Origin of the sequence: Zobellia barbeyronii (genome assembly GCF_018603515.1) — a bacterium.
Taxonomy (GTDB): Bacteria; Bacteroidota; Bacteroidia; order Flavobacteriales; family Flavobacteriaceae; genus Zobellia; species Zobellia barbeyronii.
On sequence record NZ_JACATN010000006.1, the window covers coordinates 146703 to 173569 of the forward strand.

13 protein-coding genes are annotated in these 26867 nt (G+C 34.5%); 7 read left to right on the forward strand and 6 right to left on the reverse strand.

Annotated elements, in window-relative coordinates; translation table 11 throughout:
* Nucleotides 1-15: 15 nt before the first annotated feature.
* The 6 genes from HW347_RS18110 to HW347_RS18135 all read right to left on the reverse strand — a co-directional run bounded on the left by HW347_RS18110 (nt 16) and on the right by HW347_RS18135 (nt 14239).
* Nucleotides 16-6144 (reverse strand): malectin domain-containing carbohydrate-binding protein, encoded by a 6129-nt coding sequence (locus tag HW347_RS18110; protein ID WP_214613155.1) that lies wholly within the window; start codon nt 6142-6144, stop codon nt 16-18.
* Between the two features lie 378 nt (nt 6145-6522).
* Nucleotides 6523-8907, reverse strand: a complete 2385-nt coding sequence (locus HW347_RS18115; protein ID WP_225901974.1) for a GumC family protein — start codon at nt 8905-8907, stop codon at nt 6523-6525.
* A gap of 33 nt (nt 8908-8940) precedes the next feature.
* On the reverse strand, nt 8941-9744 hold the full coding sequence (locus tag HW347_RS18120) for a polysaccharide biosynthesis/export family protein (protein WP_394370292.1): 804 nt from the start codon (nt 9742-9744) through the stop codon (nt 8941-8943).
* 40 nt (nt 9745-9784) lie between these two features.
* Nucleotides 9785-11716, reverse strand: coding sequence for a polysaccharide biosynthesis protein (locus HW347_RS18125; protein WP_214613156.1), 1932 nt, complete (start codon nt 11714-11716; stop codon nt 9785-9787).
* 4 nt (nt 11717-11720) lie between these two features.
* Complete coding sequence (locus HW347_RS18130) at nt 11721-12806, reverse strand: aminotransferase class V-fold PLP-dependent enzyme (protein ID WP_214613282.1); 1086 nt, start codon at nt 12804-12806, stop codon at nt 11721-11723.
* Between the two features lie 446 nt (nt 12807-13252).
* Nucleotides 13253-14239 carry a UDP-glucuronic acid decarboxylase family protein gene (locus tag HW347_RS18135; protein WP_214613157.1) on the reverse strand — a complete coding sequence of 329 codons (987 nt, stop codon included), beginning with the start codon at nt 14237-14239 and terminating at the stop codon, nt 13253-13255.
* A gap of 397 nt (nt 14240-14636) precedes the next feature.
* Here HW347_RS18135 and HW347_RS18140 point away from each other — a divergent pair, with 397 nt between their 5' ends.
* From HW347_RS18140 to HW347_RS18170, 7 genes are all read left to right on the forward strand, one after another.
* Nucleotides 14637-16034 carry a nucleotide sugar dehydrogenase gene (locus tag HW347_RS18140; RefSeq protein WP_214613158.1) on the forward strand — a complete coding sequence of 466 codons (1398 nt, stop codon included), beginning with the start codon at nt 14637-14639 and terminating at the stop codon, nt 16032-16034.
* Nucleotides 16031-17047, forward strand: a complete 1017-nt coding sequence (locus HW347_RS18145) for an NAD-dependent epimerase (RefSeq protein ID WP_214613159.1) — start codon at nt 16031-16033, stop codon at nt 17045-17047. The genes HW347_RS18140 and HW347_RS18145 overlap by 4 nt, the downstream gene beginning before the upstream one ends.
* A gap of 265 nt (nt 17048-17312) precedes the next feature.
* Nucleotides 17313-18311, forward strand: coding sequence for an SDR family oxidoreductase (locus HW347_RS18150; protein ID WP_214613160.1), 999 nt, complete (start codon nt 17313-17315; stop codon nt 18309-18311).
* 10 nt (nt 18312-18321) lie between these two features.
* The gene (locus tag HW347_RS18155; protein WP_214613161.1) at nt 18322-19602 is read left to right on the forward strand and encodes a nucleotide sugar dehydrogenase; all 1281 of its coding nucleotides are present in this window, start codon (nt 18322-18324) and stop codon (nt 19600-19602) included.
* A 570-nt stretch (nt 19603-20172) separates the two neighbouring features.
* Complete coding sequence (locus HW347_RS18160; protein ID WP_214613162.1) at nt 20173-24003, forward strand: PKD domain-containing protein; 3831 nt, start codon at nt 20173-20175, stop codon at nt 24001-24003.
* 247 nt (nt 24004-24250) lie between these two features.
* A complete protein-coding gene (locus HW347_RS18165) occupies nt 24251-25678 on the forward strand; it encodes an MBOAT family O-acyltransferase (protein WP_214613163.1) in 1428 nt (475 codons plus the stop codon).
* 2 nt (nt 25679-25680) lie between these two features.
* Nucleotides 25681-26463, forward strand: coding sequence for an SGNH/GDSL hydrolase family protein (locus tag HW347_RS18170; RefSeq protein WP_214613164.1), 783 nt, complete (start codon nt 25681-25683; stop codon nt 26461-26463).
* The last annotated feature ends 404 nt before the right edge of the window (nt 26464-26867 follow it).

Consider the following 26867-nt stretch of genomic DNA (forward strand, 5'->3'; position numbering starts at 1 on the left):
TAATTCTATAATAAATTATTGGTTTTGGATTAAAAATTTCATCGTAACAGGTTTACCTCTATTATTGGCAATATTTAAAAAATATATACCGTCTTGCAAAAGATGAACAGGCACTTGATATGTATCAGTATCTACAACAATAACATCTTCTGCTCTTATACCACTTATTAAACGTCCTTGTTGATCATGTAAATTAATACCTAACATTGTGAAATTTTCAGGCTGATTTAAAATCCGGATAGTTGCCACACCTTCTCTTATAGGGTTCTTCTCTAAAATAAAGCCCATTTTATCGCCTTCAATTGTCTCTGCAACAGTAATAGTTACACTGTCGGAATGTGTTTCTCCTCCTGCATTACTTACAGTGAGCACTACCTCATAAGTACCATTTTCTAAGAATGTACTAGCACTATCTGCATCTTCTGAAGTATTACCATTATCAAAATCCCACAAATAACTTTCAATATCTCCGATTGAATTACTACCGGTAAAAGTTACCTCAAGAGGAGCACTACCTTCTGCAGGTGCTGCTTCCGCGACTGCTAGTAAACCATTTTCAGGTACAACAGTTACGGTAACATCATCAGAAACCGATTCTCCTTCATCATCTGTAACGGTAAGTAAAAATATGTATACTCCAATATCCAGGTTACTAACTGATAATTCACTTGTATTTTCACTACTTAATGTAGCTGTATCAGGACCACTATCTTGTGTCCAGGTAAAAGTAACAACACCACCATCAGAATCAGAACCTGATCCAGAAAGCACAACGCTATTAACTGGTAAAGTTAACATTTGATCTAAACCTGCATCTACTATTGGAGCTCCCTCAACCACCGGTTCAATAATTTCAATACCTGAAATTTTAGGGAATTCAGTAACAGGACTCAATGTTATTGTTAAGCTACCATCAGTTACATCAATACCACTAAAAGTCTCAATAATTGCTGTAGCCGCTCCTCCTGCTTCAACAAAAATATCATAGTTTTCTTTCTGCTCCTGCCCCTCTACATCAATATTAAATACTCTAGAACCAGCACCACCTGCAGAACCATCTCCAGGCACGCCATAGTATATCTCAGCAAAATGAAGATTCACGCTATGTTGACCGTTGACGACAGGAATCTCATAAATTAAGCTACCACTTGTTCTATAACGTTCGGTTTGGTACAGTATATCATTCTCTGTATTAGCAATCTCAATAGCATTTGTTAATGTAGTCCCTCCATTTGAGTGCTGATCGTAAGCCCAATTTATACCATCATATATGAAATTTGAACCACCACTGTTAATTCGTGTAACTGTAGATGTACTTGATTTCGTTACCGAAACATCATCAAAACCTCTATCACCCTCTTCATCTGTAACAGTCAAACGAAAAACATATAAACCATCAATAAGATTGCTTGCTATCAATTCCGTAGTCGGATCCCCTATTAAAGTGACTGTATTTGGACCACTTTCTTGAGTCCATTGGTAAGAAACTATTTCACCACCATCAGGATCGCTACCTGAGCCTACTAATGTTACTTCGTTTGTAGAAATTATCTTATCAGCCCCCGCGTTTGCAATTGGCCTATTGTCAAGTAAAAGTGGAGTCGTATTTTCATAGATTCTTAAAACCTTATCATTTAACCAGCCATTTGAGACTACATCCAAATCACCATCACTATCTATATCAACAACTCTAGCACCATCATGGTGTTCATACCCTAAAGCTCCATCGTCCAAAATTACTTTTTTGAATTCACCAGAACCACAAAGGTCATTTTCAAAGGCTATTAAGCGAGGATTATCCCCTCTCCATTCTCCCACAACAATATCTTGATCACCATCAAAATCAATATCTATGGCAAAGACACTTAAACTTCCGTTGATATCACTATCTAAGTCATGTCTAATCCATAATTGTGTTGGGTCAGAAGGAGCTTCAAACCAGGCAAACTCAGTTCTTAATCCTGTTCCATTTCCCCCTCCTCCTACACCTAACTGTCCTACAACAGCATCCAAATCACCATCACGATCAAAATCAGCTAACTGCGCTCGATCTGCCGTAGTGCTATAAACATCATCTATTCCTGTTTCAAATTTCTCAAAATTTATATCTCCGTTATTACGTAACCAATTTACACCCTGAAACAAATCAAGGTCTCCATCACGGTCTATGTCACCTGCCTGAATATCCTCTCCGGATGAATCAGGGCTTACATCAACCAAACTCCACATATCTGTTGTGATATTAGTAGATGGCGTCAACATTTGAATTGGGGAGTTAGTAGATTCAGCCCCATTCCAGTTTATTGCCATTCTGTAAGTAGTTGAATCATCAAACACACCACCCGCAATACCTGCCAAGAAAGGCTCTACATAATCAGTATCACCTTCAGGAATATTTTCATAAACCGTAAAATTACCATTACCATCATTTTGAGCCCATATTAACTGCGCTCCTTTATATGCACCAGTTGTCCCCAATAGGTCCATATCTCCATCTCCGTCAAAATCATAAACATGGGCTACATTATTAAAATTATCCCCTATTTCGTTTTTCACCCAATCCCCGGAAGCAGAACCTGAATTTTTATACCACCAACCACCAGTAACAATATCTTTAAGACCATCGCCATCTAAATCATCATCAGCAAAAGTATATACCACTGTATACGGGTTAGGTGCAAATTCATGAACTACCCAAGATTCTGGAAATGGTGTCTCATTACATGTTACCAATCCAGTAACATTCACAATTACTTCATCATAAATACCTGTACCTGTGTGATCCGCATTATATAATTCTATTTTAATCGTATGTTCCCCGTTAGACAAACCATCTATTGGAATTGGATCATAACCGTAATATTTATCTATTAAATTATCATCAATAAAATAATGGATATGCGTATCATCTTCATTAATTACCCAATTATCTACTCTAAAAGCTACTTCAAAAGGTTGATTAACATCCCACCCATTAGAAGGTGAAAGTATCGTAATATTAGCATCAGTTGGTGTACCTCCTTCAAATGTATCTGGTGATAGAATTTCAAGAGCGTTTATTTTAGCGCTTTCTTCCACGCCATTAATATAAATACTTGCAAAACCATCAGTAATAGAAATGTTATCAAATTCCTTTATTAAAGCCGTAGCTGGATCAGTTTCACTCAGAATATCAAAGTTTGTCAATACTTGTTCCCCTTCGATTACTACATTAAATATTCTTGTTCCAACCCCTTTGTCTAGTTGATTCGCATCAACACTAAAAAATATTTCGGCAAAATGTAAACGAATATCATATTCCCCAGCTACACCCACCGGTATATCATACCCATAACCACCTGAATTTGCTCCGTAGCGCTCACTTTGGTAGATGGCATCATTAGTGGTTCCAGCGATATCAATAATCTGTGAGTACGTGTCTCCTCCGGTAAAATACTCTTCATTATCCGCTATAAACGTATTTCCTTCAAAAGTCACTTCCCCTCCCCCAGCATTTAAACGGAATTCTTCAAAAACCATGAATGATAAACTTTCACTAACCATTGGTATATTACTAACATTCTGAACGTTTGCAATATCAATACCATAGCTAATACCAGAAGAAAGCGCAGATGTAGTCAAAAGAACAGTTCTACTATCTGCTTGTAATACTGCTGAAGAAATACTTACTCCATTACTAATGGAATAACTAGATAGATTTTCTGCAGTTGTTTGGTTTACATACTCTGAAAACAAAACTGTAACAGCAGAATTACCTTCAGGTTGAACTGTTTTTACTATGGGTGCCGAATTATCTACCGAAACACCATTTCCCGTGAATTCAACATAATTTAATCTAAAGATATCTTGTGCAGCTGTGGCGTTCTTAAAGACAAAAAATAAATCGTTCTTTCCACTAGGTGCGGTTATAGGAGTTTCCACAGTTAACCACTGATCACTACCTCCCGTTGAAGGTACGGCTGTAGTTGCCACTAAGGTACCCGTTACACTACCTACTCTAAGCTCTATAGTACCACCGGTGTTACCTGAAGCTACCAAATATTTTACTCCAGTAATATTCTGAAGGTTACGTCCTGAAAGAGAAATATACCCATTATTATCTACTTGCAGGGCAGATGTTGCTCCTTCAAGATTATAGCTGTTTTCTATAATAGTAGTTCCACTTTGTGTATCGTAAAATTCAGCTTCTTTCCTTTTAGGATGAATTCTAATCTGATCTCGTGAAATTAATCCCCCTGTATCTGTATAACTAGCGTTCAGGACAAAGTAAATATCCATTTCGCCATCTATATCATGTCCTCCATCATCTAAAGTAAGATTAGTACCGCAGGCGTCTATTGTATTATCATCATGAAAATGATTCAAATGCCCAAGTGAAGGAATAACAGTAATATCTGTACAATTTAGATTTCCGTCTTCAGGATCATTTCCAGTTAAGTTTAATGTAAAATCATCATTCCACCCAAAAAGCCCTCCATCTGCCGGTGAAGCAAAATCAAAGTTAGCTGTAGAGTTCCCTGCATATATAGTAATCGTTTTTGCGCCAACTGCTCCCTCTGGATCAGTAACTTTTAACTGGGCTGTATAGGTACCTGCTGTAGTGTAGGTGTGGGTAATATTTTCAGTAGTATAATCCACAGTTCCGTCCACATCAATATCCCAAGCAAAAGTCAATGGGCTATCTCCATTTGGATCAGTAGTATTTTCTCCTGTAAAACTAACAGTTAAATCCAGTGGACCGTTGGTAACATCAGCCTCCATTACTACAGAAGGAGGTGAATTTGAAGTAATTCCTGTATAATCTACTCTGATAAGTCTACCTGTACCCGAATCATCAGGACAACAACCAACCCCATAAGCTAATATATATAATTTACCATCTGGGCCAACCTCCATATCAATATAACCATCCTGACTTCCTCCTAATCCAGGAAAAACAGAATCTTCTAATAGTTCTTCTGAAATAATGTCTCCATTGGCATTCATTTCAACTGCCCAAATTCTACTGGTATTAAAATCATAGTAAAAAAATAGACCGTCAAATTCAATCGGCAACCTTTGATCATCTAATAATTCAGAATCATATCTGTAACGAAAACCAGCCAAGTAACATTTATGAAATTTTTCTATCCATGCTTCTTGAGCAGGGGGCAAATTTGTTGCACCCGTATTCCACTTAGAAATGTTTACTGGAGCTGCTGGGTCATTATAGTATGGCGTATCCGCATAATCTATTTGATACGCATAATTCTCGCTAGGATTATTATCAGCTCCTGAAAAATAAGGCCACCCATAATTACCAGGTGCCTTTGTTAGATTAATTTCATCTAAACCTTTAGGACCTAAAACGTTATCTAAATCCGCATCAGGACCAACTTCTCCCCAATACAACCAATCGTTTGCTTCGTCTACATGAATTCGATATGGGTTTCGAGCTCCCATGACGTATATTTCAGGTTTTCCTTGCGCAGCATTGGCAAATAAGTTTCCTGAAGGTATGGTATAACTGCTACCAGCACCCGGTTTGATTCGTAATATTTTACCTCTTAAATCATTTGTATTTGAGGAAGCTTTCTCAGCACTCATATCTGAGACCTCTTCATCAATTGGCGCATATTTTCTTCTACCATATGTTGTGTTATCACCAGTAGCTATGAATAAATTACCTTGAGAATCAAAATCCATATCACCTCCAGAATGAAACTCTGCAGTCCTACTAGTTGCCCATTGAATTATAGTTTCTTCAGAAGAAAAATCTATAGCATCACCAATAACGCTGAATCTAGAAACTCGGTTTCCAATAAAATCCAACGGGGCATAATGCAAATAGATTTTACTATTCGTTTCAAAGTTTGGATCCACCGCAATTCCTACCAAACCATCTTCCAGTTCATGAAAAACAGGAAGCACACCTCCTGAAACAGTAATCTGTGTATCAGGCTTGTAGATTAGGATTTCACCAAAACGATCTAAAATAAAAACCCGTCCATCAGGTGTAAACGTAAAACTTGTAGCATTAGCTAAACCTGTTGTTAAATCTACCTTTACAAATTCGTCAGGCAATTGTGCTTCCATTCGGAAACTACCTATAAAAAAGACTGTAAAACAAGAAATTAAAAAACTTGTTATGTAATTGTTTTTCATATCAAAGAATGTTTGGCATTTTCTTAATAAAGGTGTTCTCACACAATTAACAAATATAATCTAATAACACTTTAAGGCCTGAATACCCTACTTATTTTCGCTAAAAGAGGACTGAACTCCGTTAAATTACAAACGATTTCACAAACCTATATCATTAGAAATTTCGCACATTAGCACAGCCTCGCTCTTGTTTTAAAAAAAGTGATTTGTAATGGAAAATAATATAGAGGGAATAATTTTCGTTAGAATCAACGAAAGTAGTGATTTTTTAAAAATAAAATAACCCTGTATTTAGCGAAAAAAATATTTCTTGTTGAAAAGCGAAAATCCCGAATTGCTTCGGGATTTTGTTATTTTATGTAAAATAAATAATACTATTTAAAACTTCCACCACTTTTTCTGAGTTTTGCCATAGCCATATCCATATTTACCGCCATAGCCAAGATTAGAAGAATCAACATCATTAACTATAAAAGATAAACCTTTTATTTTTCCTTCTTCTTGAAGCTTAATAGGGTATTCCACGGCATTAGTTTCTGTTACTCCTGCTCTAGTGACATACAAAAGTAAATCTGCATGTTCACTTATTAACAAGGTATCTGTCACAACCATTAAAGGGGCTGTGTCTACAATTACGTAGTCATAAGTTTCAGAAACTTGATCAAACAGTGTCTTTATACGATCGCTCATTAATAATTCAGCCGGGTTTGGTGGTATCCTACCTGAATAAATTACATCTACCGTATTTCTATGGACAAGCATTGGGTTGACTATATCTCTAATCTCTATCGTATTGTCATACAAATACTCCGTAAGACCTGCATCTTTATTTCTGGTTGGTTTCTGCATTTTATCTACATCACCACTAGAAAAGAATGTATAAAGTTTAGGATTTCTGATATCCGCTCCAATCAATAGCACCTTTTTATTAGTGCTAGCCAATATCATAGATAGATTAGTTGAGAGGAAGGTTTTACCTTCACCTGGCACACTAGAAGTAACAAAAACAACATTGCTTTTTCCAGCTTTATTTCGTTTTGATTTTATTAGGTAATCAAGGTTTGTACGAATTATTCGTAATGACTCTGCAAGTACAGACCTATCTTCTTTAACTACAAATTTTTCATCCTTCTTAGTTAATTTTGGGAGTTCTCCAAGAATCGGAATGTTCTTAACTAGCTTTTCTAAAGAATGCATATTATGCACTTTATTATCCAGTAAATCTTTTGCATAAATAATACTAAAAGGGACTAACAGTCCTAAAATAAAAGAAGCCAAATAGATAATGGACTTCTTAGGAGATACAGGTAACTTACTTACGCTATAAGCCTGATCAACTACTTTTGATTTAGGAGAACTAGATGCTGCAGAAATTTGAGCTTCCTCTCTTTTTTGTAAAAGATAGAGATATAATGACTCTGTAGTTTGTTGTTGTCTGGTAATGTCCCTAAGTGCGCGCTCATTAGCAGGGGAGGAATAAATTTTAGAATTAAAACGCGCTTGCTGCCCGCTTAAAGAATTCACCGTAAGCCCAAGGTTATTAACCGAACTGCTTAAACTAGACTGCATGCTACTTTTTAAACCAGCTATTTGCTGATCCAAATTTACGATTACAGGATTTTTCTCATTTGAACTTTTTAAGAGCCTTTTACGCTCTAAAACCAATTGATTATAGCGTTCCGTAGTACTGGCTATCGTAGGGTCAGAAAGCCCTATATTAGTTGGTAAAACCTCGTAACTATTTTGTTGTTGAACCAAATCCTGCATGGACGCCGCCATGTTTAATTGGTTTCTTGCATTTGCTAATTCTTGCTGGTTAGCCACACCAACGTTTAAATTTACATTAGCTTCCGCAGCTATGTCTGTTACTCCTTTTTCTGTCTTGAAATCCTGTGCAGACTGATCTACACTTGCCAAATCAGAAGAAATATTTGCAATTCGTTCATCAATAAAATTAGAAGTACGATCAGCTATAATTTGTTTATCCTCTATGGCGTTTTCATTATAGATTCTCACTAATGCATCAAGAATATTAGCTGCTTTTTCCCTTATTGGAGCTTCTAAAGTTAAATTGACAATATTACTATACTCTCCAGGATTAGATATCAATATTTGATTACGATAACTCTGAGCCACATCATCAATTGGCTGAATAGAAACCCTAAGCTTTTTATCTTTAAAGTTTTCAAACACCCCAACATTTGGAGTAATGACGATATCCCCAATAGCTGTTGGAATATTTTTCCCGAAAGCAAAAATTTTCACCGGCTTATCCTCTTCCTCTGTATACCCGAAGGTTGTAGAAGAACTAATAGTAATAAAAAATTCCAAATTAGCTCTATTCAATATCGAATCAGCAGCAATGAAATTTAAATTTACCGGTGGGTTTTTATATAGCTCAGTTTCCTTAATGTTTCCTTGAACTAATATCTTGGTATTTAAATTTAATTCCTTTACAACACTAATTAAATTAGATCGAGAACTAATCAGCTGTAGCTCATCTTCCACCTTATTCTTTCCGCCTCCCAATAAGCTCATATCTTGAAATACATCAAGTTCAGACCCTGATGTCTTATCCTCTAATATTTGAATCTGAGTTTGAACTGCAAATTTTGGTGTTGCATATCTGATATACATAAAGGCAATAATCAATGCCAAAAAAACAGATAAAGCAAACCACTTTATATGAGCGGTATATGTATTTAATATTTCCTTTAGGTCAAATGAATTGTTTGACATGGAGTTTTGAGTATTTACGCTCATTTTACACTTTTAGATGATAATAGTAACTTAGAGTTAATTGGTTCTTGTAATCACAAGAATAGTAGAAGTTATCAGTAAAGAAGCTATCGATACTGCAACTGTAACTCTATTGTCAAACGATGAAGCGGTAATAGCAGATTTGTTTGGCTCAACATAAACCACATCATTTTGTGTTAAATAATACACCGGTGAACTTAATGCTTCCTTTTTAGTAAGATCAATTCGAGTATAAACTTTAGTTCCATCAAAATCCCGAATTACCATTACATTTTCACGCTTCCCCTTAATAGTCATATCACTAGCAAGCCCTAGAGCTTCCAAAATAGTGATGCGTTCACCATCTACAGGGTATGTCCCCGGTCTATTAACCTCACCTAGTACGGAAATACTAAAATTACGCAATCTTATATTTATTATCGGATCTTTTAAATAGTCTGAAAGTTTATCTCGCAATAAAATTCTAACCTCTTCCCCAGAAAGTCCAGCAATTTTAACCTTACCAATTACTGGGAAATCAATTTCTCCGTCTTTATCAATTAAATAATCTACTTGTTCCGCACGAACGCCTCCTTCAGACCCGCCTCGCAACAAATTAAAAGGGGCACTAGCCTCACTATCTAAAGTTGAAACATAAATACTTACTAAATCATCAATCTTAAACTTAGGCGTAAAGCTATTCTTGTCTACCAAAGTTTCAAAATCCCCAGTATTCTGAAAATACACTACTTCTTTTCTAGAAGCACAGGAGGATAACAATACAACAGACACAATTAATAGAGGGATTATAGCTTTTAACGACTGAAAAAAATCAGTTGAAATCATTTTTTTTATGGACATAGTGTTTTATATTTTGGTGCAATAATAGCAAATTAAAAGGTTATAAGACTTTTTTAAGGGGATGATTCTTAGTCTTATTTTCTTTCTTCTTATCTAATAAACATAGTTCCGAGTTATTTGAAATAAATTCTGGAACTATCTCTTTCATTAAACTAACCGTACTTTCGTTGAAGAACATATTAGATACACAAAGTTCGTCAATTCTTGATCTTACAGAAACATAATCAAGCTCTCTTGTTTTACCAATCATAATTTTTTTATGGTAGGTAGGCAAAGTATTTTCTCCATTCGCCAACAACTCTTCGTATAATTTTTCTCCTGGACGTAAACCAGTTATTTTAATATCAATGTCTTCAGGATATTTAAGACCTGAAAGTTTGATCATGTTTTTTGCTAAGTCAAATATTTTTACGGACTCACCCATATCAAAAATAAATATTTCACCACCGTCTCCCATGGCCCCAGCTTCCAGTACTAGCTGAGAAGCCTCTGGTATAGTCATAAAAAATCTAGTTACATTTTCATGTGTAACCGTTAAAGGACCTCCTTTATCTATTTGCTTTTTGAAAAGAGGAATAACTGAACCATTCGAACCTAAAACATTTCCAAAACGCGTAGTAATAAATTTCGTTTTACCTTTTTGCTGCATACAACTAATGTACATCTCTGCAATTCGTTTTGTAGCCCCCATAACATTCGTTGGGTTTACTGCCTTATCAGTTGAGATGAAGATAAATTTATCTACATTATGACTAATTGATAAATCTGCAACCACTTTTGTTCCTGCTACGTTAATTTTAATAGCTTCATATGCGTTATATTCCATTAATGGTACATGCTTGTAAGCAGCGGCATGAAATACAATGTCTGGTTTATACTCTTGAAAAAGATTATTTAAGCGATTTTTATCACGTACATCTCCTACAATAGGCATAAAATTATGAAAGCCATTTTGCTTTAATTCTTGCTGTAAATCATATAGTGCAGATTCTGATTGATCTATAATGATAAGTGATTTGTAATCGTATGTACAAACTTGGCGAACAATTTCACTTCCTATAGACCCAGCACCTCCTGTAACAAGAACAACTTTATTTTTAACTTCCTCAGATATTTTAGAATTTTTAATATTAATAGGAGCTCTATCTAATAGATCTTCAATTTGAACTTGTTTTATTTGCGAAACCTTAAGCTCTCCATTAATCCATTGCTCTACAGGAGGTACAATTTTAACTTGGACAGGAAAATCAACAAGACCTTCAACCAGCTCCTTAAGACCTTTGGGGTCTATATTTTGAATTGAAAAGATAACTTCTGAAATACTATTCTTTAAGATAAACTCCCTGTTTAGAACATCTTTGTTAAATACTTTTACTCCATTTATCTGCTTTCCAATTTTTTTAACATCTTCATCTACATACCCAACAACTCTCACCCTACTCTTCGTATGGTTAACAAGAGCACTCTGCGTTAATATTCCAGACTCCCCAGCACCAAAAATTAAAACATTTTTATTAACCTTAAAATCGCGAGCCATAAAATTGCTGTACAGCGACTTAAACACATATCTAGAAGCTGTAAGGGCAACGAAACTCAATAAACTATGTATAATTATAATACCCAATGGAACAGTGAAATTTTCAAAAACTCCTAGTTCACGGTTGAACAAAACCATTGATATCAATAAAATACTAGAAAGACAGATTGCATTGAATATGTTATAAACATCTCTAACACCTGTATGTCTCACTACACCTTTATAAGAGCCAGTAAAAACAAACGACGCCAACGCAATTAAAGATATAATAGGTAATTGAACAAAAAGCTTATCAAGGTCAAAATCCAAAGTAAGGTTAAACCTTATGATGTAAGACAACACAAAAGAAATAGCTATCATTACTACATCAATAGCCAAAACAAGCCATTTAGATGCATATTTGTGAGCATTATTTACTAAATATCCTTTTATCATCAGATTAAATTTTGGTTAAAATAAGCGCTACAATTCTTCCTAAATCTTTCTCCGAAAGATTGGAACCACTAGGTAAACACAGTCCTCTATTGAAAAGGTCTTCAGATGTACCATCACTATAGTTAGGGAATTCAGCAAAAACCGGTTGTAAATGCATAGGCTTCCACAAAGGTCTTGATTCCACATTCTCCTCTAATAAAGCCAATCGAATTTTTTCCCTAATTGCAAATGAAGGCATTAAAACACATGTCAACCATCTATTTGAATAATATCCATCTTGTTCTTCTAAAAATTCAATCTGGGGAAGATGACCTAGATGTTTTTTATAAAAACTGTAATTGAATCTTCTTTGATCAACGCGATCTTGAAGCACCTCCATTTGACCGCGACCAATACCCGCAAGAATATTACTCATCCTATAATTGTATCCTACAGAAGAGTGTTGATAATGTGGTGCATCATCTCTTGCTTGAGTTGCCAAGAATACTGCCCTGTTTTTCGTGGCTTCATCTTTAGCAATCAATGCTCCACCACCAGAAGTCGTAATAATTTTGTTACCATTAAACGATAGAATACCTATAGCACCAAAAGTACCACATTTCTGGTTTTCAAAGCGACTACCTAATGCTTCTGCACTGTCTTCAACCACGGGAATACCATATTTTTCAGAAATTTGAGCAATTTCTCTTACCTTATAAGGCATACCATATAAGTGGACCGCTACAATTGCTTTTGGCTTCTTTCCCTTCGCAATTCGGTCCTCTATAGCACCTTCAAGTAATTTTGGAGAAATATTCCATGTATCTTTTTCGCTATCCACTAATATAGGTGTTGCGCCAAGATACATAATAGGGTTAGCTGATGCTGAAAAAGTGAAACTTTGACAAATAACTTCGTCATCTCTAGTTACTCCTAACAACTCCAAAGCTAAATGGATGGCAGCAGTACCTGAACTAAGTGCAGCAACATGACTACTACCTCCTAAAAACTGGTTAATGGATTTTTCGAAGTTATCTACATTAGGACCCAAAGGGGCTACCCAATTTGTATCGAAGGCCTCTTGAACATATTTTTGTTCTCCTCCACCCATGTGTGGTGAAGAAAGCCATATCTTATCTTTTGTAATAGTTTTCAATTGAAATAGGTTTAAAGTTCATTTTATTTGGGGGGGGGGGAGGCCAACTTTATTTAAAACAGAAGGCCAAACATATAAATATAATCTAAAAATTACTAAAAAGTTCTTTTTGATTACTGAATACAAATTTAAACTTTAACATTTATACTTTTAATTAATCTTGTTGTATGTCTAAAAAAATCGGCTAATCACATAAATGGAGCAAATTACAAATTCAATCAATCTTACATAACTACGATATAAACCAAAAGATGGATCTATTATCCGCAACGAAGCTAAACTATATGGTACGGAAGTTACTAACCTAAAACCCAAGAGTAAAATAATACCACACAAACAAAAGGAGCTAATCTCATTTTTATGATTGCTCCTTTTGTTTTCATCTCTTTCACCTCAATGGATTAAATTTTGTTATAATCCTTGAAGTCTTTATGTTCTTTTTTATACAGCTCTTCTTCTGGTAAGGATTTAAAGTACTCATAAGTTTTTTTCATTCCTTCTGACCTAGAAACTTTTGGTTCCCAACCTAGAATTTCTTTAGCTTTTGAAATATCCGGTTGCCGTTGCATAGGGTCATCTTGAGGCAATGGCTTGTATATGACTTTTTGGTTAGTTCCTGTTAACTTTACAATTTCTTCCGCAAAATCTTTAATAGTAATCTCATGTGGATTACCAATGTTTACGGGCAAAACATAATCACTAAGTAAAAGTCTGTAAATACCTTCTACTTCATCATCTACATAACAAAACGACCGGGTTTGACTTCCATCTCCAAATATGGTCAAATCCTCACCTCTTAATGCCTGCCCAATGAATGCAGGGATTACCCTACCGTCGTTTAAGCGCATTCGAGGTCCATACGTATTAAAAATTCGTACAATGCGTGTTTCCAAACCATGAAAACGGTGATAAGCCATTGTAATTGACTCTTGAAACCTTTTAGCCTCATCATACACCCCTCTTGGACCAATCGTATTAACATTGCCATAATACTCTTCCGTTTGAGGGTGCACTAAAGGATCTCCATATATCTCGGAAGTAGATGCTATTAAAATCCTGGCTTTTTTAACCTTAGCCAAACCTAGAAGATTGTGAGTTCCTAATGCACCAACTTTTAAAGTCTGAATAGGAATTTTTAAATAATCTATTGGACTGGCGGGCGATGCGAAATGTAATATATAATCTAGCTTTCCAGGAACACTTACGAACTTTGTAACATCATGATGGTAAAATTCAAAATTTTCCAACTTGAATAAATGCTCAATATTACGTAAGTCCCCAGTAATAAGATTATCCATGGCTATTACATAATAACCTTCCTTTATAAAACGATCACACAAGTGAGACCCTAAGAAACCCGCTGCTCCGGTAATTAATATTCTCTTCATTTCTTATATTTAATATCCTATTAAATTAGTGTCAAATACTTTTACACGACTAATCAAGAATAAATTATTCAAAATTGATATGATACTTCCACGAATATAAATACAATGTGTTAAACAAAAGATGATTTTTTCTCAAAAAACTACGAACTCCAAATATATAAGTTAAAAGGTCCATAGTCTTATATAACATATTCATCGTATATAATTTCGCACAACTTATGACGTTGTACTATAACATATTTAATTAAACGTTAGTATTTAGTAATATGATTATTATTACGTCTTAAAAAATCCCATTTTGAACACATTATCTTAATAATATCTTTTTAACCGATAAAATACAAGGAAGTTTTGAGTTATTTAGTAATCTTTGCAATCAAATAAAATGAAACCAGTCATGAAAAAAGTAAATAAAATATGCTGTATAGGTGCAGGATATGTAGGTGGACCAACAATGTCTGTTATAGCAAGCCAGTGCCCTGAAATTACGGTTACTGTTGTGGATATTAACCAAGCAAGAATTGACCAATGGAATGATTCCAACCTAGACAATTTACCTGTTTACGAGCCAGGACTTAAGGAAATTGTTGAAAAAACAAGAGGTAAAAACCTCTTTTTTACTACGGAAGTAGATAAAGCTATTGATGAAGCTGAAATTATTTTTATATCAGTAAATACTCCTACAAAAACATACGGAAAAGGAAAAGGGCAAGCTGCAGATTTAAAATTTGTAGAGCTATGCGCCCGTAATATTGCCAAAATAGCTAAAACGGATAAAATAGTAGTAGAGAAATCTACCTTACCTGTTAGAACTGCTAGTGCTATAAAAAGTATTCTAGAAAATACAGGTAACGGAGTGAAATTTGAAATTCTTTCTAATCCTGAGTTTTTAGCCGAGGGTACAGCAGTAGAAGATCTTTTAAATGCAGACCGTGTGCTTATTGGTGGTGATGAAACACCTTCTGGCCAAGAAGCAAAAGACACCTTAAGTTCAATTTACGCACATTGGTTACCAAAAGAGCGTATACTTCAAACAAATGTTTGGTCTTCGGAACTTTCAAAATTAGTTGCTAACGCATTTTTAGCACAAAGAGTTTCTTCCATTAATGCTATCTCTGCCTTATGCGAACGCACTGACGCTAATATTGCCGAAGTATCTAGAGCTATTGGAACAGATAGTAGAATTGGATCAAAATTCCTTAATGCTTCTGTTGGTTTTGGAGGTTCATGTTTTCAAAAAGATATTTTAAACTTAGTTTACATATCAAGAAGTTTTGGTCTTAACGAAGTTGCCGACTATTGGGAACAAGTGATAATCATGAACGATTATCAAAAAAGACGTTTTGCTGAGAATATAATATCAACCTTATACAACACAGTTTCTGGTAAAAAGATAGTTTTCTTCGGATGGGCATTTAAAAAAGATACCAACGATACTAGAGAATCTGCAGCTATTGATATTGCTGATGCTTTGCTTGAAGAAAAAGCAGAGATTGTGGTATATGACCCAAAAGTTTCTGCAGAAAGAATTTATGCAGATTTGGATTATTTAGAAACTAGGTCTCCGGAAGAAAACAGAAGACTTTTAACTGTAGTTACAAATCCAATGGATGCCGTGCAAGATGCTCATGCTATTGCTATTCTAACGGAATGGGATGAATTTAAAGGATATTCTTGGGAAACGATTTTCACAAAAATGCTAAAACCAGCATTTGTTTTTGATGGTCGCCGTCTATTATCTCAACAAGAAATGGAAGCAAAAGGCTTCCAATATTATAAAATAGGACAATCATGAAAATTCTTGTCACCGGTGCGGCCGGTTTTATAGGATATCATCTTTGCGAAAAACTCCTAAAAAAAGGATACGAAGTCGTAGGGTTAGATAACGTCAATGACTATTATGACATAAACCTGAAATATGCTCGATTGAAACAATTGGGTATTAGCCAGAGTGATGCCGAAATTTTTCATAAAAAATGTTCCGGTACTATTTATGGAGATAAATTTTCTTTCGTTCGAATGAACTTAGAGGATAGAGAAGCTCTTCCCCTACTCTTTAAAGAGGAAAAAATTGATAGAGTTTGTAATTTAGCTGCTCAAGCTGGGGTTCGCTACAGTATTGAAAATCCAGAAACCTACATAGACAGTAATGTCGTTGGTTATTTAAATTTATTGGAATGTTGCAGACATAATAAAGTAAAGCATCTAGTTTATGCTAGTAGTTCTAGTGTTTATGGTTTAAATGAAAAAATTCCTTTTTCAACTACAGACAATGTAGACCATCCAATTAGCCTTTATGCAGCAACGAAGAAGAGTAATGAACTAATGGCGCATACTTATAGCCATTTGTTTAATATTCCGACAACCGGACTTCGTTTTTTCACTGTTTACGGACCTTGGGGTAGACCAGATATGGCTTTATTCCTTTTTACTGATGCCATAGCAAACGGAAAACCTATCAAAGTATTCAACCACGGTAAAATGGAAAGAGATTTTACTTATGTTGATGATATCGTAGAGGGAGTCGTCCGCACACTTACCCAGTCAGTAGAAGACAGAAATTTGTACAAAATTTACAACATTGGAAATAATAATGCTGTTAAATTGACGGATTTTATAGAGGCTATTGAAAATAGCATGGGACAAAAAGCGGAAAAGGAACTCATGCCAATGCAACCAGGTGATGTAGAACGCACTTGGGCAGATGTTGATGATCTTATTAGAGATTATGATTATCAGCCAAATACTTCCGTTGCAGATGGTGTTCAAAATTTTGTTGATTGGTATAAGGAATACTATAAAAAATAAAATATCCTATTTCACTACACAGACCAAAAAGGCTCAAATATCATATACATTTGAGCCTTTTATTTTACTTTAATTTTTATAAAATGGTATTTCACCCTTTTATTTTCATCTTACCTAAAATTTAACATTAATAGCAAAAAAGATTTTTGACTGAATTTTATTTCTTACAGAGTAATTTTTTCACACCTTTGCTGTCAATCGATTTAATTCCAAATATATTGGGGTTAATGTTTATAACTACCAACACTTTTTACATCTAGATTAAATGTTACTCGAAAAACTTAATTTCTCATCAGAATATAATATTTTAGTAACAGGTGGTGCCGGGTTTATTGGGTCAAATCTATGCGAAGCCTTATTAAAAAATGGTAACAAGGTTGTTTGTCTTGATAATTTTTCTACTGGTAAACATGAAAATATAAGACCTTTTCTAAGAAACGAAAATTTTACTTTTATTGAAGGAGATATTCGTGAACTGGACGATTGTGAAACAGCTTGTGAAAATGTAGATTATATATTACATCAAGCGGCATTAGGGTCTGTACCAAGATCCATAAACGACCCTATTTTAAGCAATGAAGTTAACGTGTCGGGTTTTTTAAATATGTTGGTTGCTGCGCGTAATGCAAAAATAAAACGTTTTATATACGCCGCCAGTTCCTCCACTTACGGCGATTCAGAAGTACTTCCAAAAGTTGAAGAACAAATTGGAGTACCGCTATCACCCTACGCCGTAACAAAATATGTAAATGAACTGTATGCAAATGTATTCTCCAAAACCTATGGGATTGAAACTATAGGCCTGCGTTATTTCAATGTTTTCGGAAAAAGACAAGACCCTAATAGTGCCTACGCTGCTGTAATTCCTAAATTCACCACACAACTTATAAATCACGAGTCACCCACTATTAATGGTGACGGAAGTTTTTCGAGAGACTTTACCTATATAGATAATGTTGTAGAAATGAATGTAAGAGCCCTTTTAGCTGACAACCAAGAAGCTCTCAATACCGTATATAATGTTGCCTATGGAGAGCGTACTAGTTTAAATGAATTAATTGAATTACTAAAACAATACTTGAATCCGTACGATTCAATAATTAAAAATATTGAAGTGAATTTTGGGCCTGAAAGATTGGGAGATGTACCGCATTCCCTAGCTTCTATTGACAAGGCAAAAAAAAAATTAGGTTATAGTCCCCTGTACGACATTAAATCGGGTCTGAAATCCGCAATGGATTGGTATTGGAACAATTTAAAATAAAAAGTAAAGTATGAGCACATCTAAAATAGCAATTATCGGCCTAGGCTATGTAGGCCTGCCCTTAGCACGTCTGTTCGCTACCAAATACCCTGTAATAGGCTTTGACATAAACCAAAAAAGAATTGCAGAGCTTCAATCCGGAAAAGACAATACTCTTGAAGTAAGCGATGAAGATTTAAAAGCTGTCTTACAAAGTACGCCTAAGTTTTCTAAAGGTCTACATTGTAGTTCGGATTTAAAAGATATTGCAGATTGCAACTATTACATTGTAACAGTACCAACACCTGTTGATAGCACAAATAGACCTATTCTAACACCACTTTATAAATCTAGTGAAACAGTTGGGAAAGTATTAAAAAAAGGAGATTTGGTGATTTACGAATCTACTGTCTATCCTGGAGTTACAGAAGATGAATGTGTTCCTGTTCTAGAACGAGTAAGTGGATTAAAGTTCAACGAAGACTTTTTTGTAGGATATTCTCCTGAACGAATAAACCCAGGAGACAAAGAACATACTGTAGAAAAAATTCTTAAGGTAACTTCTGGCTCTACCCCTGCTATAGGGAAAAAAGTTGATGACCTTTATGCTTCCGTTATTAAGGCTGGCACACATTTAGCGCCAAGTATTAAGGTTGCAGAAGCTGCAAAAGTTATTGAAAATTCACAAAGAGATATTAATATTGCGTTTGTAAACGAATTGGCCAAAATCTTCAATTTAATGGATATTGATACAACTGCAGTTTTAGAAGCTGCAGGAACCAAATGGAATTTTCTTCCGTTTAAACCTGGTCTGGTAGGTGGTCATTGTATAGGTGTAGACCCTTATTATTTGGCCCAAAAAGCTCAGGAATATGGTTATCATCCAGAAATAATTTTGGCTGGGCGTCGTATGAACGATGGTATGGGTAAATACGTTGCTTCTGAAGTAATAAAACTAATGGCTCTGCGGGATATTAAAATTAAAGGCGCTAAGATTCTTGTTCTAGGCATTACATTTAAAGAAAACTGTCCTGATGTAAGAAATACAAAAGCTATTGATGTTATTAATAATTTAAAAAGTTACGGTACTGATTTAACTATATTTGATCCATGGGCTTCTAAAGAAGAGGTTAAAAGAGAGCTGCATCTAGACATGGTATCAACACTGCCCAACCAAAAATTTGACGTAGTAGTGCTAACTGTTGCGCATAGAGAATTTATTGACCTTGACCTTAGAGGTCTATTAAACGAAGATGGTATTTTGTACGATGTAAAAAGTATTTTAAAAGAGAAAGCTGACGGCAGACTTTAAGACAAAAGTCATTTAATTTAAAAAAGGGTCTAAATAGTATATACTATTTAGACCCTTTTTGGTTTCTAATATTCTAGAACATAATTTCCTTCCCTATTACATCTATATAAATACACCGCTAATATTGGCTCCTAAATTTATTGATTAGTGCGTAATGATTTTTGAAGTTTCTATTTGAACCAATCATTAAAAAAATTGAATTTATTAAAAATAGTTACTATAATCGTTGGTCTTCACATCGTTAAAATACGCAGCAAGTTGTCAGAAAAATTAACAATATTATGCACTTCATCGATTAAACTCCTAACAAAACGTTAAAAACATAAAACATAAACGTCTAAAGCAAGACATTTTACCGTACTGTATCTAGTATTCGACAAAGGGTCGATTTTAACACTTTTTAATGTATTTCATCGATTTTTAAATATTTTTCATCGAAAAAACCAGATGCTAGTAATTTGTTTCTATTTTTGGCTGCTTGCGTTTAATCGATAAAATATGCTTTTAAACGACTTTGGAATAATTTAGGACTCTATAGTTTTTAAGAAAATTTAACTTTTTAGCCCACTTATGAAATTTCACCCCACTACTCCAAACAAATCTTTTATAGGATTTGTATTTATTTTTCTACTTATTATCATTTCATGTACAAAAGACAACGAGCTTTTAAAAGACGCTGTTTTAAATGACCCATCAACTCTAGTTGAAGAAGCAGAAAGTAAAGACGCTTCCGAAGAAATCGTGGAAGAGGAAATTCTAGAAGAAGAAATTCTAGTTGTTGAAGAAGAGGAAATACTTGAAGAAATAGTGTATGAAACCAGGACTACTGTGTTCACCCCTATTCATGATGCACATTTACAGAGTGGCAAAGGATACAACCAAGACTTGATTAGACTTGAAGAAGGTAGTAGAGAAAGCTATATTATGTTTGATTTAAGTGAAATCGATTCTATTGGTGGAAGCTTAGAAGAGATTCATTTTGAATTTACGATCAGTAATGATGACGGTCATGGAACCATATCTATATTAAAAGGAGATTCAACAGATTGGTCCGAACATAGCATTACGGAAAATACAGCACCACAATCGGACACATTACTTGGCTCCACGAATAAAATTTACCAAGTTAATCAGACTCAAGAAATTATTCTTGATGAAGAAAAAGTAGGAACAGAAGTAATTACTTTAGTGCTTAAACATGAAGACGGTAATGATTTAGCGTTTGCATCTAAAGAGCATGATACAAAAGAAGGACCAAAACTTGTTGTTACCTATAGTGCTCCACAAGATGCTGAAGCTATAATTTCGGAAAACGAAACTCCCACTTCAATTTCTCCTACCCCGGACCCCGTATCTGACGAAAATAATGAAGATGAAATCTCTTCAGAGTCTGAAACTCCGAATGAGGAAGAAACACCTGTAGTGACTCCTAAAGAGGAAACAGAGGAAGAAGTTGAAACCCCAAAGGAAGAGGTAGAAACACCTGCAGAGACTCCTAAAGAAGAAACAGAGGAGGAAGCTGAAACTCCAAAGGAAGAGGAAGAAACACCTGCAGAGACTCCTAAAGAGGAAACAGAGGAGGAAGCTGAAACTCCAAAAGAGGAGGACGAAACTCCTGTTGAGACTCCTAAAGAGGAAACAGAGGAGGAAGCTGAAACACCAAAAGAAGAGGAAGAAACTCCTGTTGAGACTCCTAAAGAGGAAGAAGAAGATGAAATAAAGCCTCCTGTAGTGATTCCTGTTGAAAACCAATCCCCTATTGCCGTGGTAGATGCAGCTCCTTCTTCAGGAACCGCTCCTCTAAAAGTGAGTTTTACTGGTAATAATTCTAGTGACGACCAAGAGGTAAAAAATTATGGATGGAATTTTGGCGATGGTAATTCATCTAATGAATCAAACCCTTCTCATACATTTGAAAAAGCGGGTACATTTAAAGTAACCCTAACAGTGCAAGATGCTCAAGGAAAAATTGATACAGAAGAAACTACTATTACAGTAAAGCCAAGTGAAAACAACGCCCCTAAAGCTGTAGCCAAAGGAACACCAACATCTGGTGAAGCTCCATTAAAAGTTAGTTTTGATGGTAAAAATTCTTCTGATGATAATGAAATCACCAGTTATATATGGGATTTTAAGGATGGGGACAAAGGAAGTTCTTCATCTACTTCACATACATTTACTAAAGCTGGAACATATGAGGTACTACTTACAGTTAAAGATAAAGCTGGATTAGAAGATACCGATACGGTTACCATTACGGTTACTGAAAAAGAAAACGCAGCCCCAACGGCAAAAGCATCTGCAAATATTTCTGAAGGTGAAGCTCCTATAGAAATTCAATTTAAAGGCAGTAGTTCTACGGATGATAAGGCTGTTAAAAATTATTCATGGGATTTTAAAGATGGTAGCACAGCTACCAGCAGTAATCCTTCTCATTCTTTCAACGAAAAAGGCACATATAATGTTGTTTTAACTGTTACAGATGAAGAGGGACTAAAAGATTCCGAAACTATCACTGTCATAATTACCGAAACAGAAAACGAAGCTCCTAAGGCAAATGCCTCTGCAAATGTTACCGAAGGAGAAGCCCCTTTAGAAATTCAGTTTAACGGTAGTAATTCTACAGATGATAAAGGAGTTAAAAATTATTTTTGGGACTTTAAGGACGGTAGTACTTCAACAAGTTCCAATCCTTCACATTCATTTACAAAGGAAGGAATTTATAATGTATTGCTTACGGTAACTGATGAAGAAAGTTTAAAAGACTCTGAAACCATAACCATTAAGATTACTAAAACAGAAAACGAAGCCCCCGTTGCAATACCTTCCGGTTCTCCTTTAACTGGTTACGCTCCTTTAACAGTAGAGTTGAAGGCGTATAACTCTACAGATGACAAAGAGATTAAAGGATATTTTTGGGATTTCAAGGATGGATCTACAACAACTACAAAAAATCCGGAGCACACTTTTGCAAATTCAGGTACATACCAAGTAGAACTATCTGTAAAAGATGCAGAAGGCTTAACTCACGCTACTACAATTGAAGTTGAAGTAAAGGAAAGACCCGTAGATAATGGAGGTGGTGACACTGGAGGTGGTGACACTGGAGGTGGTGACACTGGAGGTGGTGACACTGGAGGTGGTGACACTGGAGGTGGTGACACTGGAGGTGGTGACACTGGCGGAAGTTCAGGTAACTACCCTTCAAATGCCGTTTTCGCATCTGATTTTGGATTTAATTCAAGTGATGGAACAGATGCTATATATCAAGCATTAACCTCTGGAAGTTCCTATGTTGTTATTGATAAGCAAAGCTCAGACTGGATTGTTCAACCGTTAAAACTGTTTAGACTTAAAAATATGACAATAGTATTTGAGTCTGGAGTAACCTTAAGGGCGAAATCTGGAGCATTCTCTGCATCTAGTAGTATATTATTTCAACTAGTTGCCGCTGAGAATATCAAAATAGAGGGGAATAATGCAGAACTCAAAATGATTAAATCAGAATACAATAACATGGAAAACAGACATGCGTTTGCTATTAACGGAGGCAACAATATTACCGTTAAGGATTTAATTTTAAAAGATAGCGGAGGCGACGGCATGTATATTTCGGGTGGTTATAATGCCACTTATTCCAAGAATATTACATTAGACAACATTATTAGTGAAAATAATCGTAGACAAGGGCTAAGTATTATTAGTGCAGAAGATGTTTGGGTTAAAAATTCAAAATTCAACGGGTCTAATGGTGCAGACCCTGAATCTGGAGTTGCTTTAGAACCAAATGATGCTAGTGATAGGCTTGTAAATATAAATTTCAATAATTGTATGTTTTCCGATAATGATAGTCACGGATTTCTTCTCTCTGTTGGAAAGCTAACAAGTTCTTCCATTCCTATTTCTGTAAATGTAACCGATTGTACTTTTGAAAATAACATGCAATCACCCTCGAATGGAATTACGACGGCTGAACTTAATTTAGGGCAAGGTCAACATAATAACCCAGTACAAGGTACAGCTACTTTTAAGAGGTTACAATTCAATAGCAGTAAATATCGTGTTATAAAGGCGAAAAAATCTGCAAATGCATATAAAGTTATATTCCAAGATTGCAAAGCTTATAATGTATCTACCAGTAGTTCAGATCCAGCGATTGAACTTGAGGCATTTTCCGGAGAAACGACAACAGGAAATTTCGAATTCAATAACTTCTATTTGGAATATAGTAAAAATGTACCTTTTATGAGTATTAATGCTCCGAACATTGGACACACTGTTAAAAATATAAAAGGAACTTTTACAATAAAAGAGCCTAATGATAACCCCCTCAGGTATAAGGATGGTTACAAGCCTAGTTCAAATGTAAATGTAAACATTTCATACAATCACATCAATTAAATTGTAAATACCCACAAATAATTCAGAATACTTGCGTAAGCGAAATGTAAGTCACACCTATAGGCTTATACTTTGTTTTCAAATAGGGTGAAAATAAAAAATTGACCTAGCCAATTTTAAAGATAAGAATAGAATCTAAATCATATAACACCTCATTTATTAAATTACGAAGCAGGCAATAATAAGTTATATCCTTTACTTTCTCTTTGAAAGTATATCTTTACGTTTCTAAAAAAATTAGAATTCTGTGCTATTTAACTCAAATGATTATTTAATATTTCTTCCTATAGTTTACGTTTTATATTGGCTTCTTTTTAAGGGTAATTTAAAGGCGCAAAATTTAGTGATACTAGTTAGTTCTTATGTGTTTTATGGGTGGTGGGACTATCGTTTTTTATTTTTAATTCTGTTATCCACTTTAGTTGATTTTTTTATAGGTTTAAAAGTCCAAAACGAGCTCAAACCGTCTAAACAAAAAATTTATCTTTGGGTAAGTATTCTTTTTAATATTGGCGTTCTTGCCGTATTTAAATACTTCAATTTTTTTATTGATTCCTTAATGGAGTTTTTGATGGAGTTAGGTTTCTCCCAGACAAATAGATGGACTATAAACATAATTTTACCAGTTGGTATTTCATTTTATACCTTTCAAACAATGTCATACACAATAGACATTTATAGAAAGAATTTAAAAGCTACATCAGATTTTATAGGCTTTGCCTCTTTTGTTGCATTTTTCCCCCAATTAGTAGCAGGTCCTATAGAGAGAGCAACAAACTTATTACCTCAAATTCTAAATAAAAGAAAATTCGATTATAAACAATCTGTTCAAGGCCTTCGGTTGATCTTGTACGGAATGTTTAAAAAAGTTGTAATCGCAGATTCTTTAGCCCCAAGGGCTAACGATATATTTGCAAACTATCAAGACTATGATGGAGGAACATTATGGCTCGGTGCTATTTATTTTTCCTTTCAGATATATTGTGATTTTAGTGGGTATTCAGATATTGCCATAGGTACGTCTAAGTTATTTGGTTTTGAGCTAATGTCTAATTTCAAGTTTCCTTATTTCTCACGAAATATTGGAGAATTCTGGCGAAGATGGCATATCTCACTGTCAACTTGGTTTCGAGATTACCTATATATACCGTTAGGTGGGTCAAAAGGGGGTAAATGGCAATCTCTAAAAAATATATTTATCATCTTCTTGGTTAGTGGTTTTTGGCATGGTGCAAATTGGACTTTTTTAATGTGGGGTTTTATACATGCTTTATTATATGTTCCATTATTTTACTTTGATCTAAATAGAAAATATGTAGGAGGTATTGTTGCCCAAAATAAATTTCTACCGTCTATAAAAGAATTCATTGAGATTGGTGTTACTTATTTTTTTGTTGTTATTGCTTGGGTATTCTTTCGCAGTGATACTATTTCAAATGCTTTTTTGTACATAAAAAAAATGTTTATTGAAATTCAATTACCCAGTTCAAAACTTCAAGGTGTAGGTTACTGTCTTGTATTTATTATTATAGAATGGTTTTTGAGAAAAGACGAAAGATTATCTACTATATCAAAATATAAAATTATTAGGATTTTATTTTATATTTTTCTACTCTTCCATGTGGTACAATATTTTGGTGTTGTTCAAACAGATTTTATATACTTTCAATTTTAATCATGAAGAAATTAATACTCAATAGTTTTGTTTTCCTCTTATTATTCATTGTAGTTTTTGAATGTTTTCAAGGCCTCACCTCCCCTATTTTTAGTGTCAGACAATTTACAGCAGATATTAAGCGGGTCTTTACTACTCCGTCTATTGCAAATAAAAATGATTCTATTGGCTATAATCCAAATGGAGAAAAAATTAGATTAAATATAAATAATTTGGGTTTTTATTCTCACATTGATTTTGAACCAAGTGAATTAAGTGAAAATTATGCATTAGTTGGTGATTCATTTGTGACATCAAAAATTTGTGGTACATACAATTCAATAGCCTACTTTTTAGATGAAACAATCGATGCCAAAGTCTATAATTTTGGGGCTAGTGGTGGAAATTTAAATTCTTATAATGACATATATGAGACCTATAATTTAAAGGAAGCAAAATTGGTTTTTATCTTAATAACTGGCACTAATGATTTAGTTTACAAGAAACAGTCAAAAAAATCACAAGAATCGCCTTTAAAACTAGTAAATTTAATTAACCAAAAACTTAATGGCCCTAAATTCTATTCACAGCCCAACTTTAAACTATTTGAACCAAATCTAAATAATGTGGTCTATTTGGTTCATGACAATCTTACAAAAAAATCACTTATTAAAAATGGTGTGGAGCAACCTGTTATTGAATTACATATTGAAGACAGGTATCGCTTCTCAGATGGACATTATACAAAGGAAGGAAATAAACTTATTGCGAATGAGATATTTCAATTTCTGAAACAACACAATTAGATTTATACGAATAAATGGTATACGGTTTTGTTTTATAAGCTCCATAAAATTCCACGAGAAACTATTTTTGCTTAAAATATTTTTTCCTCCACAAATAGTCAGAAACTCCACCTAAATAGTTCAGGACCATGTTCTAAGGTATCTATTTTTAATATTCTCAACACAAAAACCAACTTAACGCCTAACTCTTGTATTTTGACTAATTGCTAACTACTATAAATTACCTCAAACCTTTGTTTTAAAGCACTTCATCGATAATCACAATTAGGTATAGTGCTGTTCGTCTAAAAAAGAGCTTAGTAAGCAACAAACAAAACTCTGGTGGAGTTATAAAATAAAACTCGTTCAATTGATTCAAAAGTAAGATGAATGAACAAAAATTTTCATAGAGAAGAATGATGAAA

Coding starts and splice junctions, on each gene's coding strand:
- HW347_RS18110 (WP_214613155.1), bottom strand. CDS start 6,144: ATGAAAAACAATTACATAACAAGTTTTTTAATTTCTTGTTTTACAGTC.
- HW347_RS18115 (WP_225901974.1), bottom strand. CDS start 8,907: ATGAGCGTAAATACTCAAAACTCCATGTCAAACAATTCATTTGACCTA.
- HW347_RS18120 (WP_394370292.1), bottom strand. CDS start 9,744: ATGTCCATAAAAAAAATGATTTCAACTGATTTTTTTCAGTCGTTAAAA.
- HW347_RS18125 (WP_214613156.1), bottom strand. CDS start 11,716: ATGATAAAAGGATATTTAGTAAATAATGCTCACAAATATGCATCTAAA.
- HW347_RS18130 (WP_214613282.1), bottom strand. CDS start 12,806: ATGGGTGGAGGAGAACAAAAATATGTTCAAGAGGCCTTCGATACAAAT.
- HW347_RS18135 (WP_214613157.1), bottom strand. CDS start 14,239: ATGAAGAGAATATTAATTACCGGAGCAGCGGGTTTCTTAGGGTCTCAC.
- HW347_RS18140 (WP_214613158.1), top strand. CDS start 14,637: ATGAAAAAAGTAAATAAAATATGCTGTATAGGTGCAGGATATGTAGGT.
- HW347_RS18145 (WP_214613159.1), top strand. CDS start 16,031: ATGAAAATTCTTGTCACCGGTGCGGCCGGTTTTATAGGATATCATCTT.
- HW347_RS18150 (WP_214613160.1), top strand. CDS start 17,313: ATGTTACTCGAAAAACTTAATTTCTCATCAGAATATAATATTTTAGTA.
- HW347_RS18155 (WP_214613161.1), top strand. CDS start 18,322: ATGAGCACATCTAAAATAGCAATTATCGGCCTAGGCTATGTAGGCCTG.
- HW347_RS18160 (WP_214613162.1), top strand. CDS start 20,173: ATGAAATTTCACCCCACTACTCCAAACAAATCTTTTATAGGATTTGTA.
- HW347_RS18170 (WP_214613164.1), top strand. CDS start 25,681: ATGAAGAAATTAATACTCAATAGTTTTGTTTTCCTCTTATTATTCATT.